16 protein-coding genes and 1 pseudogene are annotated in these 17225 nt (G+C 72.3%); 4 read left to right on the top strand and 13 right to left on the bottom strand.

The annotated features are described in order from the left end of the window. Positions 1-65: 65 nt before the first annotated feature. From ACIA5F_RS12770 to ACIA5F_RS12795, 6 genes and pseudogenes are all read right to left on the bottom strand, one after another. Positions 66-815 carry a helix-turn-helix domain-containing protein gene (locus ACIA5F_RS12770; RefSeq protein ID WP_399351986.1) on the bottom strand — a complete coding sequence of 250 codons (750 nt, stop codon included), beginning with the start codon at positions 813-815 and terminating at the stop codon, positions 66-68. After that, positions 797-1225: a hypothetical protein gene (locus tag ACIA5F_RS12775; protein WP_399351988.1), complete on the bottom strand. Its 429-nt coding sequence runs from the start codon at positions 1223-1225 to the stop codon at positions 797-799. Before ACIA5F_RS12775 ends, ACIA5F_RS12770 begins: the two co-directional genes overlap by 19 nt. Positions 1226-1351: 126 nt before the next feature. Beyond that, positions 1352-1549, bottom strand: coding sequence for an antitoxin (locus ACIA5F_RS12780; RefSeq protein WP_399351990.1), 198 nt, complete (start codon positions 1547-1549; stop codon positions 1352-1354). Between the two features lie 156 nt (positions 1550-1705). Next, complete coding sequence (locus ACIA5F_RS12785) at positions 1706-1936, bottom strand: hypothetical protein (protein WP_399351992.1); 231 nt, start codon at positions 1934-1936, stop codon at positions 1706-1708. A gap of 106 nt (positions 1937-2042) precedes the next feature. After that, the gene (locus ACIA5F_RS12790) at positions 2043-3491 is read right to left on the bottom strand and encodes a peptidoglycan D,D-transpeptidase FtsI family protein (RefSeq protein WP_399351994.1); all 1449 of its coding nucleotides are present in this window, start codon (positions 3489-3491) and stop codon (positions 2043-2045) included. Positions 3492-3627: 136 nt separating this feature from the next. Next, a pseudogene (locus tag ACIA5F_RS12795) lies at positions 3628-4017 on the bottom strand (helix-turn-helix domain-containing protein); the annotation flags it as partial. 182 nt (positions 4018-4199) lie between these two features. Between ACIA5F_RS12795 and ACIA5F_RS12800 the strand changes: the two are divergent. The 3 genes from ACIA5F_RS12800 (at position 4200) to ACIA5F_RS12810 (ending at position 7364) form a co-directional block, all read left to right on the top strand. Beyond that, positions 4200-5729 carry an aldehyde dehydrogenase (NADP(+)) gene (locus ACIA5F_RS12800; protein WP_399351996.1) on the top strand — a complete coding sequence of 510 codons (1530 nt, stop codon included), beginning with the start codon at positions 4200-4202 and terminating at the stop codon, positions 5727-5729. A 130-nt stretch (positions 5730-5859) separates the two neighbouring features. Further along, on the top strand, positions 5860-7083 hold the full coding sequence (locus ACIA5F_RS12805) for a TerD family protein (protein ID WP_399352349.1): 1224 nt from the start codon (positions 5860-5862) through the stop codon (positions 7081-7083). Positions 7084-7187: 104 nt separating this feature from the next. Then, positions 7188-7364 (top strand): hypothetical protein, encoded by a 177-nt coding sequence (locus ACIA5F_RS12810; RefSeq protein WP_399351998.1) that lies wholly within the window; start codon positions 7188-7190, stop codon positions 7362-7364. Between the two features lie 56 nt (positions 7365-7420). Here ACIA5F_RS12810 and ACIA5F_RS12815 read toward each other — a convergent pair whose 3' ends face one another. Then, positions 7421-8860: an alkaline phosphatase PhoX gene (locus tag ACIA5F_RS12815; protein WP_399352000.1), complete on the bottom strand. Its 1440-nt coding sequence runs from the start codon at positions 8858-8860 to the stop codon at positions 7421-7423. Between the two features lie 254 nt (positions 8861-9114). Then, positions 9115-10644 (bottom strand): hypothetical protein, encoded by a 1530-nt coding sequence (locus tag ACIA5F_RS12820; protein ID WP_399352001.1) that lies wholly within the window; start codon positions 10642-10644, stop codon positions 9115-9117. Between the two features lie 354 nt (positions 10645-10998). On the opposite strand from ACIA5F_RS12820, the gene ACIA5F_RS12825 reads away from it, so the two are divergent. Further along, on the top strand, positions 10999-12840 hold the full coding sequence (locus tag ACIA5F_RS12825; protein WP_399352003.1) for an endonuclease/exonuclease/phosphatase family protein: 1842 nt from the start codon (positions 10999-11001) through the stop codon (positions 12838-12840). Positions 12841-12996: 156 nt separating this feature from the next. On the opposite strand, the gene dapD is transcribed toward ACIA5F_RS12825, so the two are convergent. The 5 genes from dapD to sufC form a co-directional block, all read right to left on the bottom strand. Beyond that, a complete protein-coding gene (gene dapD / locus ACIA5F_RS12830) occupies positions 12997-13977 on the bottom strand; it encodes a 2,3,4,5-tetrahydropyridine-2,6-dicarboxylate N-succinyltransferase (protein WP_399352005.1) in 981 nt (326 codons plus the stop codon). Positions 13978-14354: 377 nt separating this feature from the next. Next, positions 14355-14699 carry a metal-sulfur cluster assembly factor gene (locus ACIA5F_RS12835; RefSeq protein ID WP_399352007.1) on the bottom strand — a complete coding sequence of 115 codons (345 nt, stop codon included), beginning with the start codon at positions 14697-14699 and terminating at the stop codon, positions 14355-14357. Then, positions 14696-15157 (bottom strand): Fe-S cluster assembly sulfur transfer protein SufU, encoded by a 462-nt coding sequence (sufU, locus tag ACIA5F_RS12840; RefSeq protein WP_399352009.1) that lies wholly within the window; start codon positions 15155-15157, stop codon positions 14696-14698. Before sufU ends, ACIA5F_RS12835 begins: the two co-directional genes overlap by 4 nt. 40 nt (positions 15158-15197) lie before the next feature. Further along, positions 15198-16454, bottom strand: coding sequence for a cysteine desulfurase (locus ACIA5F_RS12845; RefSeq protein WP_399352011.1), 1257 nt, complete (start codon positions 16452-16454; stop codon positions 15198-15200). Beyond that, the gene (gene sufC, locus ACIA5F_RS12850) at positions 16451-17224 is read right to left on the bottom strand and encodes a Fe-S cluster assembly ATPase SufC (protein ID WP_399352012.1); all 774 of its coding nucleotides are present in this window, start codon (positions 17222-17224) and stop codon (positions 16451-16453) included. Before sufC ends, ACIA5F_RS12845 begins: the two co-directional genes overlap by 4 nt. Position 17225 lies beyond the last annotated feature (1 nt).

Below are 17225 nucleotides of genomic sequence, written 5' to 3' on the forward strand. Positions count from 1 at the left end.
GGCAGACGAGCTCGGAATCCGTCAGCCGCGGCGGTCGGCCCAGCCATCGGGTGCCTCCGATCCCGTCATCGATCTTCACGTACAGTGCGGTCAGCGGGGCGTCCAGGTTGTTCGTCACACAACAATCTTGGACGCCCTGTCTGCGTTCCCAGACACACCGTCAGCATTCGGAATGACTCGTCTAGCGACGCGCCCTCGTACCCGAGCGCGATGGCGGCCCGCCCCCGCACCCACACGCGCGCTTCGTCGTCCCCGGACTCGTCCGCGGCCTTGGCCGCCATCCGGTACCAGTGGACGGCCCGGGAACCGTCCGAGCCCGGGAAGGTCTTGGCGTACAGGGTCATCAGCCGGGAGGCGACCGACCAGAGCCGGGGGTCTTCGAGCTGCTGCTGCACGGTGACGAGTTCACCGGAGACCCGACGCTGGATATCGGCCGCCCCCATCGACATGTACGCGGTGCCGTACGTCGCCAGCTTCGCCTCCCACACCTCCGCCGAGGGTCCGCCGCGCAGCCGGGCGGCGAATCCCGCGCTGATCAGGTCGGAGGCGATCACGGGGGCTATGGCCGCCCCGGCGACATCGGTCAGGAACGCGCGTCGGTCCACTTCACCTTCAAGAACAGCCAGGGGAACATCCAGAGCGGCGGACAGGGCGGCGAGATAGAACGGGCCGGGCGTGACCTTGGAGCGTTCCCAGTTGCTCACGTACTCCCGCGTCAACGTCGTTCCGTGCACCTTGTCGACCTCGGAAGCCAACCGCCCCTGGCTCCAGCCACGAGCCTTGCGGAGATCCCGGATCAGTTCCCCGAAGTCCACGCGTCCCCGCTCAGGGCCCGACGCAGGACTTCGGTCGGTTCCAGGTCCGGGAAATGAATCCGGATCTCTTCCGCCGCCTGCGCGATCAGTGCGTCGAGCAGGACGGGCGCGGCTCCGTACAGCACGTCGTGCAGGTACGCCGCCAACGCGGAGGGGTCGGGCGGCAGGGCGAGCGAAACGGTCAGCGGGGCGCCCTCGCTCCGGTACGCGCCGACCGGGAGACCGACCCTCTCCGGATGGACGCACACCGGCGTTCCGTCGGGGGCGTACCGGTGTCCGTCGTCCGCGTGGAACGGACATTCCTTCGTCGGCCGTTCCCACACGTCGAATCCCCCGACGGGGAACCGGCGCGAGGGGCAGATGCCGCAAGCCCGATGGAGGACGTCACCGTTGACGAAAGCCTCAGCCATGGAGAGAGCCTAGGGGCCCGGGCCCGGGTCCCCACCGGTTTCCCACCGGTTTCCCACCAGGTCCCCGCCGGTTTCCGCCTCGCCGACGCGGGTGGGCGGCCCCGGAAGCGGGTCGGCTCGGCGGGGTCAGCTCGGGGGCTTCTGCTCGTCGGCCGGCGGCTGGTTGCCGAGCTGCTCGTTGAGCTTCTGCTGAACGGTGTCGGTCTGCGACTGGTACTTGTTCCCCGTCTTCGCGTCGAAGGCGTCCCCGGCCTTCTCGACCCCTTGGCGGGCCGTGTCCTCGTGGCCCTTCAGCAGGCCTTTGAGCTTGTCGAGCATGGACATGGTGGTCCTCCTCACGGATACCTGACCCCTCCACTGTCACCCGGAAAGCCCGATCCCACACCCGGAGGCCCCCACCGCCCGCCCCCGGACAGCACCGCGCCCCGGCACGGGCTCCGCGAGGTCCGTACCGGGGCGGCGGCGGGGGCGTCCGTACGGCTACTCCGCTCCCGGCGCTCCGGACAGGTCGGCCGAGAGGCTGTAGATCTCGGGGCCGTGCGGGCCGGTCCGCTCGTCGTACTTGACGGTCTGCCCGACGCGCAGGTTCTTGAGCCTCATCTGCTCAGCGGGGTCCGCCACCTTGAGCGTCCGGGCCGCCCCCTCAGGCGGCATGACGGTGATCGTGTGGGCTCTGAGATCGATGTGCGTGACCTTGCTGACGGTGCTCATGCCATCCCCCTGTGCTGAGTGGAGTCGCCGCTCCGGCAACGGCTCGATCTTGCCACCGGCCGACCGGTACCGGCCCCCCGCGCCCGCACCGCCCGCGCCGCCCGGGCTACCGCTTCAGCCAGGCCGCCATCATCTTCTGGGCGACGGGGGCGGCCAGCTTGCCGCCGCCGATCTCGGAGCGGTCGGTGTCCGAGTTCTCGACCATCACCGCGACGACGATCTGCTGGTCGCCGAGCTTGCCGTACGAGGTGAACCAGGCGAGCGGGGCGACGCTGTTGTTGACTCCGCGCTGGGCGGTACCCGTCTTGCCGCCCACCTCGGCGCCGCTGACCTGGGCCGCCTTGCCGCCGCCCTCGGTGGCGACCGTCCGCATGGCGTCGCGGACCATCGAGGCGGTCCGCTCGCTCATGACCTGCTGAGACGCGGGGTCGCGCAGGCTCTCCAGCACGTTGCCGCTGGAGTCGGTGACCTCGGAGACCATGTGCGGGGCGACGAGCTTGCCGCCGTTCTCGATCGCGGCCGTCACCATCGCCATCTGGAGCGGGGTGGCCTGGACGTCGAACTGGCCGATGCCCGTCTGCGCGACCTGGTCGACCGACATCTTCTTCGACGGGTACTTGCTCGGCGGGTTGGTGCGGACCGGGGTGTCGATCGCGGTGTTGAAGCCGAACTTCTCCGACATCGCCCGCATCTTGTCCTGGCCCAGCCGGTGCGCCAGCTCCGCGAAGACGTTGTTGCAGGAGAGCTTGAGGGCGGTGCGCGCCGAAACGTTGTTGCAGGCGGCGGGACCCGCCTCGCTGGGCAGGTCGACCCGGGTGCCGGGGATCGCGTACGGGGCCGGGACGCCCGTCGGCTGGTCGATGGAGCTGATCAGCCCGTTCTCGATGGCCGCCGCCAGGGTGACGAGCTTGAAGGTGGAACCGGGCGCCTGCGGCTTGCGCAGGGCGACGTTCTCCATGATCTTGCCCTTGTCGGCGGAGAGCTCCTCCCACGCCTTCTCGTCGTTGGCCCCGGTGATGCGGCCCGGGTCGTACGACGGGTTGTTGACCACGGCGAGGATCTCGCCGGTGGCGGGGTCCATGGCCACGGCGGCGCCCTGCTTGCCCTGGAGCGCGTCGTAGCCGGCCTTCTGCACGTCCCGGTCGATCGTGGTCAGGACGTCGCCCGGGTCGGCCCGCTTGTTGGTGAGCAGGTCCATCATGGTCTTCAGCCGGGTGTCCGAGCCGTTGAGGATGTCCTTGTAGACGCCCTCCAGCATGGTCGTGCCGTACGCCTGCGAGCTGTAGCCGGTGATCGGCGCGTAGAGCGGGCCGTCGACGTACGTCCGCTTGTACGCGAAGTCCTGGCCGCCGGTCCTGGTCGAGCCGGTGATCGCCTCCCCGCCCACGATGATGTTGCCCAGCGGGTTCTCGTACTGCCCGATGAGGTTCCGCCGGTTGTGCTTGTCGTCTGCGAGGGCCTGGCCTTGGTATGCCTGCACCCAGGTGACACGGACCAGCAGGGCCAGCACCAGAAGCAGACAGAAGACCGACGCACGCCTGATCGTCTTGTTCATCCCCCAGAAGGACGTACCGGCGGCCCGAGCCGTTCCGCTCCGCCCCGAGTGTGGCGCGGTTCTCAGCCGTTCCTCGTCCGGGGCCCGGCAGGGGACCCCGTAGGGAGCCCGTGCCTCACATCCGGCGGGTCACCACCGACAGCCGGTCCAGGGTGGGGCGGGCCGCCGCGGCCACCTCGTCGCCGTCGATGTACGCGCTGCCGACGAGCAGCGCGCGGACGCCGATGCCGTAGCGCGTGCCCGTCGCGTCCGTCTCCACCCAGCCCAGGCCCACCAGGGTGCGCAGCAGCACGTACAGGCTGGACTTGGGCAGGGACAGGTCGTTGTGGAGGTCGGCCAGGCTGTGCGGTCCGGGCCGGGCCGCGAAGTGCTCCAGCAGCAGGACCGTCCGCACCGCCGATGTGACCGGCGCCGCCGGGACCGCAGAGGCCACAGGGGCCGCAGGGGACGCAGAGACCCCGGCCGCCGCCGGGCCCGTGCGCGTCGGCCCGCTCACCGGCCCACTCGTCGGCTCGCTCGTCGTCATACGACCGCTTCCCCTCTGGTGATCTCCCACCGGTCGCCCACCGGTTATCCCGCCGGTGGCCCCACCGCCCCCGGCCGCCCCTTGTCAGGCGCGGGGCGCGGAAATACAGTCCCCCGCAGACGTGATCATCCATCCACCGGAACGGCGTTCAGCCTACTGAACGCCCCAGGAGGCAGCGGGCCATGGAGCAGACACCGGCACCGGTCTGGAGTGTGGACCCCCGCACCGGGGAGCGGCGGGAACAGGTCGCGACGGAGGCCACGCCCCGGGCGGTGGACGAGGCCGTGCGCGCGGCCCACGCGGCGCGCGGCGCGCTGTCGGACGCCACCGTCCGCGCCGCCTTCCTGCGCACCGCCGCCACGCTGCTCGACGAGGACGCCGCGCGCGTCGTCGAAACGGCCGACGCGGAGACCGCGCTCGGCCCGGTCCGGCTCACCGGCGAGCTCGCCCGCACCACCGGCCAGCTGCGGGCCTTCGCCGACGCCGTGGACGAGGGCTCCTACCTCGACGTCCGCATCGACCGGGCGGACCCCTCCCTCAGCCCGCCCCGGCCCGACCTGCGCCGGTACAAGGTGCCGCTGGGCGTGAGCGCCGTCTACGCCGCCTCCAACTTCCCGCTCGCCTTCTCCGTGCCCGGCGGGGACACCGCGAGCGCCCTGGCCGCCGGGTGCCCGGTGGTGGTCAAGGCCCATCCCGGGCACCCGGCCACCTCCGAGCTGTGCGCCTCGCTGCTGCGCCGGGCGGCGGCCCTGGCCGGGCTCCCGGCCGGGGTCCTCGCCGTGGTGCACGGGTTCGGCGCGGGCCTGGAGCTGATCGGGCACCCGCTGGTGGCCGCCGCCGGGTTCACCGGTTCCGTCCGGGGCGGGCGGGCCCTGTTCGACGCCGCCGCCGCCCGGCCCGTGCCCATCCCCTTCCACGGCGAGCTGGGCTCCCTCAACCCCGTCGTGGTGACCCCGGCGGCGGCGGCCGAACGGGCCGGGGAGATCGGCCGGGGGCTCGCGGGCTCGGTCACCCTGGGCGTCGGCCAGTTCTGCGTCAAGCCGGGCCTGGTCCTCGTCCCCGAGGGCCCCGACGGCGACCGGCTCACCGGGGCGCTGGCCGAAGCCCTCGGCGGGACCGGGCCGGGGGTCCTGCTCGACCGGCGGATACGGGAGAACTTCCTCGCCGGGGTCGGCGAGCGGGCCGCGCTGCCCGGCGTCGCCGCGCCCGTCGCGGCGGGCCCCGGCGGGGAGCACTCCGTCGGCGCCGGGTACCTGTCGGTGGCGGCCGGGCGCCTGCTCACCGGCGGGGCGTACGACCTGCTGCTGGAGGAGTGCTTCGGCCCGGTCACCGTGGTCGTCCGGTACGCGGACCCGGGCGAGGCGGCCTCGGTGCTGGGGCGGCTCCCCGGGAACCTGAGCGCCACCCTCCAGTTGTCGGCCGCCGAGGCCGAGGGGGCCGGCGGCCCGGCCGCCGAGCTGATCCGGCAGGTCACGGAGGTCGCGGGCCGGGTCGTGGTCAACGGCTGGCCGACCGGGGTCGTGGTGGCCCCGGCGCAGCACCACGGCGGCCCGTACCCGGCGGCGACCTCGCACTCCACCTCGGTCGGCGGGGCCGCGATCGAGCGCTGGCTGCGGCCGGTGGCCTACCAGTCGGTGCCGGACGCACTGCTTCCGGTGGAACTGCGCGAGGCGAACCCGCGCGGACTGCCCCGCCGGGTCACGGGGAAGTGAGCCGGCGCCGCCGGGCGGCCACCCGTACGGCCGTCCCGGCGGCGGCGACCCGTGCGGCCACTCGGCGCAATCCCGCGCGGGGGCAGGGGAACGGCGCGGCATCTCCGGTCGTTGTCCCGGCATGACCGCTATGACCCCTGGTTCCAACCTGCCGCTCCCCACCGCCCGCGTGACGGTGGACGTGACCGCCCCGGTGCGGCTCGACGTGTCGGGGCTCCTCCTCACGGCGGACGGCAAGGTGCGCTCCGACGCCGACTTCATCTTCTACAACCAGCCGTCCGGGCCCGGTGTCAGCCACCGCTCCGGCGGCGGTTCGGCGCCGGACTCGATCACCGTCGACACCGGCGCGGTGCCCCCGGGCATCGAGCGGATCGTCGTCACGGCCAGTCCCGACGCCGCCGGGCAGACCTTCCAGGGCATCGAGCCCACCGCCACCGTGCGGGACGCGGACGGCGGCGCGGTGATCGCCACCTTCACCCCGCCGCAGCTCGGCGGCGAGACCGCGCTCGTGGTCGTCGAGGTCTACCAGCGCGGCGGCGTGTGGAAGGTGCGCGCGGTGGGCCAGGGGTACGCGAACGGCCTCGCCGGGATCGCCACCGACTTCGGCGTCTCCGTGGAGGAGCCCGCCCCGGCCCCCGCCCCGGCGCCCGTCGCCACGCCCGCATCTCCCACCGCGCCCGCAGCCACGCGGGCCTACGCCGCCTCCGCGGCCCCCGTCGCACCTGCGGCCCCGCCCGCACCGGCCGCACCGCCCGCCGCCGCCCCCCTCGGCGCCGGGAAGATCAACCTCGACAAGGGCCGGGTCAACCTCCAGAAGAACCAGACCGTCTCGCTGGTCAAGGGCGGCCGTCCGCTGCTCTCGCAGGTCAAGATGGGCCTGGGCTGGGAGCCCGCGTACCGCGGCCGGGACATCGACCTGGACGCCTCCGTCATCGCGTACGGCCCGCAGCGCAACCACATCGACAGCTGCTACTTCGGCAAGCTGTCCATCCTCGGCGGCGCCGTCAAGCACTCGGGCGACAACCTCACCGGGGACGGCGCCGGGGACGACGAGGTGATCGTCGTGGACCTCGGCCGCATCCCGGCGGACGCCACCGGTCTCGTCTTCACCGTCAACTCCTTCACCGGCCAGAAGTTCACCGAGGTGGCCAAGGCCTACTGCCGTCTGATCGACGCGGCGAGCGGTGAGGAGCTGGTCCGCTTCGACCTCACCAGCGCCGAACCGCAGACCGGCGTCCTCATGGCCAAATTGATCAAGCAGTTCTCCGGTGAGTGGGAGATGACGGCCATGGGTGAGTTTGTGAAGTCGCGCACAGTGCGCGGCATGGTCAAGCCGGCCGCGCAGGCACTCTGAGCAGGTGGGCGGGCACATGGGCGCCACCGGGCTCCCGTCACGGGTGACGGAAGCCACGTGTAATGCGGCGGTGGCTGTCAGTGCCCGCCCGTAGCCTTGATCCCATGCAGAAGACACTCCGGCTCACGGGTCCCGCCCGCCCGTCCGCCGCCGAGGCGAACGAGGCGATACGGCACCTTGTGGAGACCAGGGTGGACGGCGACTGGCCTTCGGACGCCTACGAGTTCCTCCTGGAGGAGTGGGCCGCGGCCTCCCGCGCGGAGGTCTCCGCGGCCCAGTGAGCCGGCGGGGTCCCGCCCCGGCCCTCCCGCCCGGCGCGGCCCTTCCTGGCGCGGCCTCAGCAGTCGCGCCGCCACGGCCCGGTGACGGCCAGCAGGATGCCCGGTTTCATGATGTTGGTGTAGAGCGTGCGCCCGTCCGGGGAGAAGCAGACCCCGGCGAACTCCGAGTACTTGGGCTTCTCGGCCGTGCCGATGTTCAGCTCGTTGCGCGCCAGCGGGTAGGTGCGGCCCGACTCGGTGGCGCCGAACAGGTGCTGGAGCCCCGATCCGTCCTCGGCGATGACCAGACCGCCGTCCGGGGAGACCGTGATGTTGTCCGGTCCGTCGAGGGCGCCGCCCTGCGAGGGGTCGGCGTTCACCCCGATGAGGACGGTCAGCCGGATCGTGCGCCGCTTGGGGTCGTAGAACCACACCTGGCCGTCGTGCGCGGCGCCCGGGCTCTCCAGGCGGGCGTAGGAGGAGACGAAGTACGCGCCTCCGTCCGCCCACCACATGCCCTCCAGCTTGCGTCCCCGGGTCACCGCGCCGTCCGCGAACTGCTTGCGGATCGGCACGGTCCGCGCGTCGCGGTCCGGCACCTCCACCCAGTCGACCCCGTAGACGGTGCCGATGGTCGTCGCCCGCGAGAGGTCGTCCACGAACCGGCCCCCGCTGTCGAAGCACTTGGCGGCGGCGAACCCGCCCGCGTCGGCGTCGAGGGTACGGAGCTTGCCGCGCCCGTGCCGGAACTCTTCCGGCGGGGTCCACCGGAAGAGCAGCCCGTTGGGCCGGGAGGCGTCCTCGGTCAGGTAGGCGTGGCCCCGGCGCGGGTCGATGACCACGGCCTCGTGCTGGAACCGTCCGAACGCCTTGACGGGCTGGGGGTCGCGGTTGGCGCGGCGGTCGTGCGGGTCGACCTCGAAGACGTAGCCGTGGTCCTTGGTCATCCCGTTGACGCCCGCCAGGTCCTCGCTCTCCTCGCAGGTCAGCCAGGTGCCCCACGGGGTGGCGCCGCCCGCGCAGTTGGTCGACGTACCGGCGACGCCGACCCATTCGGCGACCTCGCCGCCGCGCCGGACCTCGACGACCGTGCAGCCGCCCGACGCGGCCGGGTCGTAGACGAGGCCCTCGGTGAGCGGGACGGGATAGGGCCAGTCCGCGCGCGGGCCGTCCATCTCGTGGTTGTTGACGAGGAGGGTCACCCCCCGGGCGCCCTCGAAGGCCGCCGTGCCGTCGTGCTGGGACGGGGTGGACTCACCGGACTCCAGTGTGGTGACCCCGCTGTGCGTGAGCACCCGGTACGTGAACCCGGCGGGGAGGGCGAGGATGCCCGCCGGGTCGGGGAGGAGCGGGCCGTAACCGGGCTCCCGCGCGTGGCCGTGCTCGTCGTGGCGCGTGCTGTCGTCGGCCGCCAGCGCCCCCGGGGCGGTGGCGAGCGCGCCGACCGTCCCGGTGAGCGCGACGCCCGCACCGGCGAGGACGGTGCGGGCGGTGAAGTCTCTACGGCTGAGCGGCATCAGGTCTCCTGGGGGGTGGGGAGGCGGTGCGCTTGTCGTACGGGTCGTCGGCGCACAGGCTCGCCGCCGTACGTGAACGGGAGATGAACTCACCGTGAAGGCATGTCGCCGACCTGCCGTCGGCGCCGCCCCGGGCGCCGCCGTCACCCCCGGACGGGCCCCACGCCACCATCCCTTCACCTCCCGCCCCTTCGCCCCCGCCCCCGTACCCCAGGTCCCCGCCCCGGCCCCTCACTCGTGGCCCGGCGCCGCTCTCACGGCCGCCGGGAACGGGCCTTGAAGGCGGCCTTGCGGGCCTCCTTCGCCGTCCTGCGGTCCGGGTGCAGCCGTCCCATCGCCTCCAGGACGTATGCCGTCGCCGGGTGGTCCACCCGCCACACCCGGTCGAAGAAGCCGGTGTGGTGCGCCGTCAGGGTCTCCATGAGGAGCGGCAGTTCCTCGGTCTCGCCGTCCGCCGCGAGTTGCGCCGCGATCGTGTCGACCGTCAGCCAGAACACCATCGCCTCGTCCGGCGCCGGGACGCCGGTCGCGCCGCGCTCGGCCAGCCAGACCCGGGCGAGCCCGCCGAGTTCCGGATCGTCCAGCACCGCGCGGACGGCGGGCCCGGCCGCCGCCCCGGCCGGGACCAGGGCCAGGGCCTGCTGGCAGCGGAGCCGGCGCAGCGGGGCGCCCTCGTCGTCGCCCCGGGCCGCGGAGAGCAGCTCGGTGACGGCGGCGGCCGGGTCGCGGCCGGACAGCCACTCCTCGATCTCGGCCTGGGCCGCGCGCTCCGGGTAGGAGGAGACCGCGTGGAGCAGTACGTCGGCCCCCTTGCCGGCCAGCTCCCCGACGGCGGGGGCCTCGATCCCGGCCTCCAGCAGCCGGGCCCGGATTCCGTACAGGCCGAGGGGGGTCAGGCGGACCATCCCGTACCGGGAGATGTCTCCGTCGTCCTCGTACTCCTCGTCCGCGCCGGGGCCGCCCGCGGCGAGTTCCTCGTCGTCCGCCTCCGCCATCAGCTCCTCGTCGACGGGCCGGAACTCCACCAGGCCGATCGGCTCCAGCTGCCGGAACTGGTCGTCGAGGCGCATCATCGCCTCCGAGACCTGCTCCAGCACGGCGTCGGTCGGCTCGCCCATGTCCTGGGGCACCAGCATCGACGCGGCGAGCACGGGCAGCGGGACGGGGCCGTCCGTGCCGCCCTCGGCGGCGGTGAGCAGGTAGAGGTTGGCCAGGACCGCGTCGAGGAAGTCGGCCTCGCGCCGCGGGTTCCAGTCCAGCTGGTCGAAGTCGATCTCGCCGCCCGCGTCCAGGGCGTCCACGAGGTCGTCCAGGTCGGGGACGGCCGCGTCGGCGAGCACGGTGTCCAGGGCGGCCAGCCACAGGTCGAGCACGTCGCCGGGTGCGCCGCCCGTCAGCAGCGCCAGGTCCTCACCGGGCGCGGCGGTGCCGTACTCGGGCTCCCCCGCCGCCTCCCCGGCCGCGGCCCCCGGCCCGCCGTCGCCGTCCTCGTCCTCGTCGGGTTCGGTGACGTCCACCAGGCCCGTGTCCACGGCGACCCGCCAGGCCTGGCTCGCGTACACCGGGGAGTCCTCGTCGGCGGTGTCGAGACCGAGCACCGCGACGGCCTCGGGCACCTGGTCGGCGACGAGTTCACCCCCGATGTCGACGCGGGTGGCGGGGCCGGCCCAGCGGGCCAGCCGGACGGCGCGGGCGAACAGGGGGGCGGCCAGGGCGTCGCGGGCCAGTTCCGCGTCGGAGTGCAGCCGGACCGGCGGCAGCGTGGGGTGCGGCTCAGCGGACATGGGGCGGTTCTCCTCGCGGGCGCGGTGGGACGGGCCGTGACGTGCCACCGGGGGTGGAACGGGCCTCCGTACGGCGTCCCAGCGTAGACGCAATTCGGGCGGGCCCGGCGGGCCGTCCCCTCGGGTTCATCCCACGGACGGCCGCGGTCTTCCCTGGAGCCCTTGACAACTTTGCTGACCACACAGGAAATTGACGCGCGTAGATGTTTCGGAGTCCGCAAGGCTCCCGCTCCACCCCTGCCCCATGCCGCCGTACCCCTGTTCCACCCCCGCTCGACCTCTGCTCCACCCCCTGTCCCACACCTGCCCCACCCTCCTCTCCGTCTCCCTCGAACCACACCGGAGTTCCCGCCCATGCGCTCCTCGCACCCCCGTTCCGCCGCCGTCGCCGCCCTCGTCGCCACCGCACTGGCCACCGGCCTGCTCACGGGCTCCGCCGGTGCGGCCGAAGGCACGGCGTCCGCCGAGCCGGTCCGTATCCACGACATCCAGGGCACCACCCGGACGTCCCCGCTCAGCGGCAAGCAGGTCGCCGACGTCGAGGGCATCGTCACGGGCGTGCGCGCCTACGGCTCGCGCGGCTTCTGGATGCAGGACCCGGACGCCGACGACGACGGCGCCACCAGCGAAGGCATCTTCGTCTTCACCAGCTCGGTCCCGTCCGTCGCCGTGGGCGACGCGGTCAAGGTCTCCGGCACCGTCGGCGAGTACGTCCCCGGAGGCCTCGCCTCCGGCAACCAGTCGATGACCCAGATATCCCGTCCGGCCGTGACCGTGGTCTCCTCGGGCAACGCGCTGCCCGCGCCCACCCCGGTCAACGAGTACACCGTCCCCGCCGAGTACGCCCCGGCCGGCGACCCCGCCGCCGCAGGCAGCATCAACGGCCTGGCCCTGGAGCCCTCGCGCTACGCCCTGGACCACTACGAGTCCCTGGAGGGCATGAACGTCCGCATCGGCACCTCGCGCGTGGTCGGCGCCACCGACGCGTACGCGGGGCTGTGGGTCAGCGTCAAGGGCTGGGAGAACCCCACCCGGCGCGGCGGCACCCTCTACGGCTCCTACGCCTCCCAGAACACCGGCCGGCTCCAGATCCAGCAGCTCGCCCCCCTCGCACAGCAGCCCTTCCCGGTCGCCGACGTGGGCGACAAGCTGACCGGCCCCACCGAAGGCCCGCTGGACTTCAACCAGTTCGGCGGCTACACGCTGGTGGCCCGCACCCTCGGCACCGTCAAGGCGGGCACCCTCGCCCCCGAGAAGACCAAGGCGCAGGCCGCGGACGAGCTGGCGGTGGCCACGTACAACGTCGAGAACCTCGACCCGGGCGACCCGCAGACGAAGTTCGACGCGCTGGCGAAGGCGGTCGTCGAGAACCTGGCCTCCCCCGACGTCGTCGCCCTGGAGGAGATCCAGGACGACAACGGCACCAAGAACGACGGCACCGTCTCGGCCGAGCAGACGCTGACGAAGTTCACGGCGGCGATCACGGCCGCGGGCGGCCCGGCGTACCAGTGGCGCTACATCAGCCCGCAGGACAACAAGGACGGCGGCCAGCCCGGCGGCAACATCCGCCAGGTGTTCCTCTTCAACCCGGCGCGGGTCTCCTTCACCGAGCGCGCCCCGGGCGACGCGGTGACCGGGACCGGTGTGGTCGCGGAGAACGGCAAGGCCGCCCTGACCCACTCCCCCGGCCGGATCGCCCCGGCGGACCCGGCGTGGGACGACAGCCGCAAGCCGCTGGCCGGCGAGTTCGTCTTCCGCGGCAAGAAGGTCTTCGTGGTCGCCAACCACTTCGGTTCCAAGGGCGGCGACGAGGGTCTGACCTCGCACCACCAGCCGCCGGTGCGCTCCTCGGAGGCCAGGCGGCTGCTCCAGGCACAGGCCGTGAACGGCTTCGTCAAGGAGATCCTGGCGGTGGACGCCAAGGCGAACGTCCTGGTCCTCGGCGACATCAACGACTTCGAGTTCTCGGCGACCACGCAGGCGCTGGCGGACGGCGGGGCGCTCCACCCGGCGATCCTCTCGCTCCCGAAGTCGGAGCGGTACTCGTACGTCTACCAGGGCAACTCCCAGGTGCTGGACCAGATCCTGACCAGCCCGGCGATCAAGAAGTTCACGTACGACAGCGTGCACATCAACGCGGAGTTCGCGGCCCAGAACAGCGACCACGACCCGCAGGTGCTCCGCTTCCGCCCGTAATGGGGTGACCGGAAAGGTGCACCGGCACCGGACCCGGACGTGCCGGTGCCCTTCCTCCCCGGCCGGGGAGGGAGGGCACCGGTGCGACGGCCCGGCCGCGCGGCCGACCGTGGCGTGCGGGGACGGGCCGTGGCGTGGCGTGGCGTGGCGTGCGGGTCAGTTGTGGCTGTGGAGGACCTCGTTCAGGCCGCCCCAGACCGCGTTGTTCGGGCGGGCCTCGACGGCGCCGGTGACGGAGTTGCGGCGGAAAAGGACGTTGTCGGCGCCGGAGAGCTCCAGCGCCTTGACGATCTGGCCGTCCGGCAGGGTGACCCGGGTGCCCGCGGTCACGTACAGACCGGCCTCCACGATGCACTCGTCGCCCAGGGCGATGCCGACGCCCGCCTCGGCGCCCACCAGGCAGCGCTCGCCGATCGAGATGATCTGCTTGCCGCCGCCCGAGAGGGTGCCCATGGTGGAGGCGCCGCCGCCGATGTCGGAGCCGTCGCCGACGACGACGCCCGCGGAGATGCGGCCCTCGACCATGGAGGTGCCCAGGGTGCCCGCGTTGAAGTTGACGAAGCCCTCGTGCATGACGGTGGTGCCCTCGGCGAGGTGCGCGCCGAGGCGGACGCGGTCCGCGTCGGCGATCCGCACGCCCTTGGGGGCGACGTAGTCGGTCATGCGCGGGAACTTGTCGATCGAGGTGACCTGGAGGTGCAGGCCCTCGGCGCGCGCGTTGAGGCGTACGGTCTCGACCTGGTCGACGGCGACCGGGCCCAGCGAGGTCCAGGCGACGTTGGCCAGCAGGCCGAAGACCCCGTCGAGGTTCTGGCCGTGCGGCTTGACCAGGCGGTGGCTGAGCAGGTGCAGGCGCAGGTACGCGTCGTGCGCGTCCAGCGGCTTGTCGTCCAGGGAGGAGACGACCGTGCGGACGGCCACGACCTCGACGCCGCGCACCGCGTCCGCGCGGACCGCCTTCGGGGCGGTGTCGCCGAGCAGTTTCACGGCCTCCTCGACGGTGAGCCGCTCGGTGCCGGCCGGGCCGGGGTCGGCGACCAGCTCGGGGGCGGGGAACCAGGTGTCGAGGACGGTGCCGTCGGCGGCGATGGTGGCAAGTCCGGCGGCGACGGCGCCGGTGGTACGCGTAGCAGTCATGCCTGAAACCTAACCGGCGACGGCCCCTGGTCGCGAACCGGTCTCAGGTGCCGGTCCCGGGAGCCGGTCCCGGGAGCGGGCCGCCCGCCCGCACCCCGCCCGTTCCCCGCTCAGGCCCTTTCCCCCTGCTCAGGCCCGGTCACCGCCCGGTTCACGGCCCCGGACCGCCCTGCGCCCGGCAGCGGGGGGGGGGGACCGTCCCCGGTGGCCCGTGCCCGTCCTGCGGACGGACGGGAAAGGCCCCCGGCACGACGGTGCCGGGGGCCCTTCCCTCGCCGCGCCGGTGCGCGACGGTCAGACGTTTCGTTCAGACGTCCCGGATCGGACGTCCCGGATCGGACGTCCCGGATCGGACGTCCCGGATCGGACGTCCCGGATCAGACGTTGAAGCCGAGCGCGCGAAGCTGCTCGCGGCCGTCGTCCGTGATCTTGTCCGGGCCCCACGGCGGCATCCAGACCCAGTTGATCCGCAGCTCGTTGACGATGCCGTCCGTCGCCGACTTCGCCTGGTCCTCGATGACGTCCGTCAGCGGGCAGGCCGCCGAGGTCAGCGTCATGTCGAGGGTGGCGATGTTCGCGTCGTCGACGTGGATGCCGTAGATCAGGCCCAGGTTGACGACGTCGATGCCCAGCTCGGGGTCGACCACGTCGTAGAGGGCCTCGCGGACCTCTTCCTCGGTGGCCGGCTTGATCGACGCCCCGGGCGTCGCGTTCTCGGTCATGCCGTCTCCCTCTCCGCGTCGCCCAGTGCCTGGGCGGTCGCGTCCTTCCACGCCATCCAGCTCAGCAGAGCACATTTCACACGCGCCGGGTACTTGGAGACGCCGGCGAACGCGATCGCGTCCTCCAGCACCTCCTCCATCGCCTCGTCCGGCTCGACCTTGCCCTTGGACTGCATCAGCTCCAGGAACGCGCCCTGGATCTTCCGCGCCTCGGCCAGCTCCTTGCCGACGAGCAGCTCGTTCAGTACGGACGCGCTGGCCTGGCTGATCGAGCAGCCCTGGCCCTCGTACGAGACGTCGGTGAGCGTCTCGCCGTCGTACTTCACGCGCAGCGTGATCTCGTCCCCGCACGTCGGGTTGACGTGGTGCACCTCGGCGTCGCCGTCACGCAGGCCACGCCCGTGCGGGTGCTTGTAGTGGTCCAGGATCAGTTCCTGGTACATCGAATCCAGCTTCACCGCGTCCTCGTCGCCCTCGTCGTCCTCTTCGCCGCCGTCATCAGCGGAAGAAGTTCCGTACGTGTTCCAGCCCGTCGACGAGCGCGTCGACCTCGCCCGGAGTGGAGTACAGATAGAAAGACGCCCGCGTCGTCGCCGGAATTCCGTACCGCAGGCAGACCGGCCGGGCGCAGTGGTGGCCCACCCGGACGGCGATGCCCAGTTCGTCCAGTACCTGGCCGACGTCGTGCGGGTGGATGTCACCGAGCGTGAACGAGATCGCCGCGCCGCGGTCCTCGGCCGTGGTGGGGCCGATGATCCGCAGGCCGGGCACCTCCAGGAGGCGCTTGACCGCGTACTCGGTGATCGCGTGCTCGTGTGCGGCGATCTTGTCCATGCCGATCGCGGTCAGGTAGTCCACGGCCGCGCCGAGGCCGACGGCCTGGGCGATCGGGGGCGTACCGGCCTCGAACTTGTGGGGCGCCGGGGCGTAGGTGGACGAGTGCATCGACACGGTCTCGATCATCTCGCCGCCACCGAGGAACGGAGGCAGGTCCTCCAGCAGCTCCTGGCGGCCCCAGAGGACGCCGATGCCGGTCGGGGCGCACATCTTGTGGCCGGTGAAGGCCACGAAGTCGGCGCCGAGGGCCTGCACGTCCAGCGGCATGTGCGGGGCGGCCTGCGAGGCGTCGATCAGCACCAGCGCGCCGACCTCCTGCGCGCGCCGGACGATCGCGTCGACCGGGTTGACCGTGCCCATGATGTTGGAGACCAGCGTGAAGGAGACGATCTTCGTCTTCTCCGTGATGACCTCGTCGATGTCGGACAGGTCGAGCCGGCCGTCGTCGGTGAGGCCGAACCACTTCAGCTTCGCGCCCGTGCGCTGCGAGAGCAGCTGCCACGGCACGATGTTGGAGTGGTGCTCCATCTCCGTGATGACGATCTCGGTGTCACGGTCGACCCGGTAGGGCTCCTCGGCCCAGCCGAGCATGTTCGCGACCAGGTTGAGCGACTCCGAGGCGTTCTTCGTGAAGATCACCTCGTCGCGGCTCGGTGCGTTGATGAAGGCGGCGACCTTGTCGCGAGCGCCCTCGTACAGCGCCGTGGCCTCCTCGGCGAGCACGTGCACGCCGCGGTGGACGTTGGCGTTGTGCTGCTCGTAGTACTCGTTCAGCGCGTCGAGGACCTGGCGGGGCTTCTGCGAGGTCGCCGCGTTGTCCAGGTAAACGATCTTCTTCCCGTCGTGGACCACACGATCCAGCAGGGGGAAGTCCTTGCGGATCGCCTCGGTGTCGAGGAGGCCGGGCAGCTGCGTCACGCGGTAGCGCCACCCTTCACGTACTTGTCGTAACCCTCGGCTTCCAGCTGGTCGGCGAGCTCGGCGCCGCCGGACTCGGCGATGCGGCCGTTCGCGAACACGTGAACGAAGTCGGGCTTGATGTAGCGCAGGATGCGCGTGTAGTGGGTGATCAGCAGGGTGCCGACCTCACCGGACTCGCGGACGCGGTTGACGCCTTCCGAGACGATGCGCAGGGCGTCGACGTCGAGGCCGGAGTCGGTCTCGTCGAGGATCGCGATCTTCGGCTTGAGAAGCTCCAGCTGGAGGATCTCGTGGCGCTTCTTCTCGCCGCCGGAGAAGCCCTCGTTGACGTTACGCTCGGCGAAGGCCGGGTCCATCTGGAGCTGCTCCATCGCGGACCGGACCTCCTTCACCCAGGTACGCAGCTTCGGCGCCTCGCCGCGCATGGCGGTGGCCGAGGTGCGCAGGAAGTTGGAGACCGAGACACCGGGGACCTCGACCGGGTACTGCATGGCGAGGAAGACACCGGCGCGGGCGCGCTCGTCGACGGACATCTCCAGGACGTCTTCGCCGTCGAGGGTCACGGTGCCACCGGTGATGGTGTACTTCGGGTGTCCGGCCAGCGAGTACGCCAGGGTGGACTTGCCGGAGCCGTTCGGACCCATGATGGCGTGCGTCTCACCCTGCTTGACGGTGAGGTCGACGCCCTTGAGGATCTCGCGGGCGCCATTCGCCGAGTCGCCCGTCTCGACGGAGACGTGCAGGTCGTGGATTTCAAGCGTTGCCATG

The sequence above is a fragment of the Streptomyces sp. NPDC051567 genome, from assembly GCF_044454165.1.
Taxonomy (GTDB): Bacteria; Actinomycetota; Actinomycetes; order Streptomycetales; family Streptomycetaceae; genus Streptomyces.

Bases quoted from the DNA above. Each gene is read 5' to 3' on its own strand.
- ACIA5F_RS12775 (WP_399351988.1), bottom strand. From the start codon at position 1,225: ATGGCTGAGGCTTTCGTCAACGGTGACGTCCTCCATCGGGCTTGCGGC.
- ACIA5F_RS12780 (WP_399351990.1), bottom strand. From the start codon at position 1,549: ATGTCCATGCTCGACAAGCTCAAAGGCCTGCTGAAGGGCCACGAGGAC.
- ACIA5F_RS12785 (WP_399351992.1), bottom strand. From the start codon at position 1,936: ATGAGCACCGTCAGCAAGGTCACGCACATCGATCTCAGAGCCCACACG.
- ACIA5F_RS12790 (WP_399351994.1), bottom strand. From the start codon at position 3,491: ATGAACAAGACGATCAGGCGTGCGTCGGTCTTCTGTCTGCTTCTGGTG.
- ACIA5F_RS12800 (WP_399351996.1), top strand. From the start codon at position 4,200: ATGGAGCAGACACCGGCACCGGTCTGGAGTGTGGACCCCCGCACCGGG.
- ACIA5F_RS12805 (WP_399352349.1), top strand. From the start codon at position 5,860: ATGACCCCTGGTTCCAACCTGCCGCTCCCCACCGCCCGCGTGACGGTG.
- ACIA5F_RS12810 (WP_399351998.1), top strand. From the start codon at position 7,188: ATGCAGAAGACACTCCGGCTCACGGGTCCCGCCCGCCCGTCCGCCGCC.
- ACIA5F_RS12815 (WP_399352000.1), bottom strand. From the start codon at position 8,860: ATGCCGCTCAGCCGTAGAGACTTCACCGCCCGCACCGTCCTCGCCGGT.
- ACIA5F_RS12820 (WP_399352001.1), bottom strand. From the start codon at position 10,644: ATGTCCGCTGAGCCGCACCCCACGCTGCCGCCGGTCCGGCTGCACTCC.
- ACIA5F_RS12825 (WP_399352003.1), top strand. From the start codon at position 10,999: ATGCGCTCCTCGCACCCCCGTTCCGCCGCCGTCGCCGCCCTCGTCGCC.
- dapD (WP_399352005.1), bottom strand. From the start codon at position 13,977: ATGACTGCTACGCGTACCACCGGCGCCGTCGCCGCCGGACTTGCCACC.
- ACIA5F_RS12835 (WP_399352007.1), bottom strand. From the start codon at position 14,699: ATGACCGAGAACGCGACGCCCGGGGCGTCGATCAAGCCGGCCACCGAG.
- sufC (WP_399352012.1), bottom strand. From the start codon at position 17,224: ATGGCAACGCTTGAAATCCACGACCTGCACGTCTCCGTCGAGACGGGC.